General features: G+C 62.5%; 1 protein-coding gene and 1 pseudogene. Both read left to right on the top strand.

Translation table 11 applies throughout. From position 1 onward, the window contains the following. Positions 1-739 (top strand): asparagine synthase-related protein (locus DBR24_RS14560; protein ID WP_256591483.1); only part of this gene is annotated, 739 nt, incomplete at its 5' end. Between the two features lie 3 nt (positions 740-742). Then, positions 743-1,023, top strand: a pseudogene (locus DBR24_RS14555) (N-acetylglutaminylglutamine synthetase); the annotation flags it as partial.

Here is a 1,023-nt window from a genome sequence, read left to right as displayed (position 1 = left end):
GGTCAGCCATGACTGCATCGCGTTCTACCTGTTGTCTCGCGAAGTGGCCAAACACTGCAAGGTAGTGCAAAGCGGCCAGGGCGCCGACGAGTTGTTCGCCGGTTATCACTGGTACCCGCAAGTGGACGGTGCGGCGGATCCGTACGCGGCCTATCGCGCGGCATTCTTCGACCGCAGCTACGACGACTACGCTGCCACCGTGCAGCCGAAATGGCTGACGGCCAATGACGCTGCCGGCGACTTCGTGAAGGAACATTTCGCCCAACCGGGCGCCGATGCCGCCGTGGACAAAGCCCTGCGCCTGGACAGCACGGTGATGCTGGTGGATGACCCGGTCAAACGTGTCGACAACATGACCATGGCCTGGGGCCTGGAAGCTCGCACGCCGTTTCTCGACTATCGCCTGGTCGAACTGTCGGCTCGTGTGCCTGGTCGCTTCAAGCTGCCTGACGGCGGCAAACAGGTGCTCAAAGAGGCGGCGCGACGGGTCATTCCGAGCGAAGTGATTGATCGCAAAAAAGGCTACTTCCCGGTGCCCGGCCTCAAGCATTTGCAAGGCGACACGCTGAACTGGGTGCGCGAACTGCTGCTCGATCCGAGTCAGGATCGCGGCCTGTTCAACCCGGCGATGCTCGACAAACTGCTGACCGATCCGCAAGGCCAACTGACCCCGTTACGCGGCTCGAAACTGTGGCAACTGGCGGCCTTGAACCTGTGGCTCAGTGAACAAGGAATCTGATTGATGAAACCCCACGCCACGGCTATCAGCCAACGCCTGCTGCGCGGTCAGACACCGTCGTATGAACGCTTGCAGGCGCGTCTGGCCGAAGACGGCAGCGAACTCGGCGCCGACCCTATCGCCGTGCATTGCGGTTGGGGCCGGCTGCTGATCGGCCACACCTTTCCTGACCCGGCGACGCTGGCGCAGGAATTGCTCAACGAGCAACCCGGCGAGCGCGACATCGCGCTGTACGTCGCCGCGCCGCAGCAGATTCTCGGTCTTGAACCGACCCAGTTGTTTCT

Origin of the sequence: Pseudomonas sp. HMWF006 (genome assembly GCF_003061205.1) — a bacterium.
GTDB lineage: Bacteria > Pseudomonadota > Gammaproteobacteria > Pseudomonadales > Pseudomonadaceae > Aquipseudomonas > Aquipseudomonas monsensis.
The sequence above is the reverse complement of the archived record's forward strand: the minus strand, read 5'-3'. Positions and strand labels throughout refer to the sequence as shown.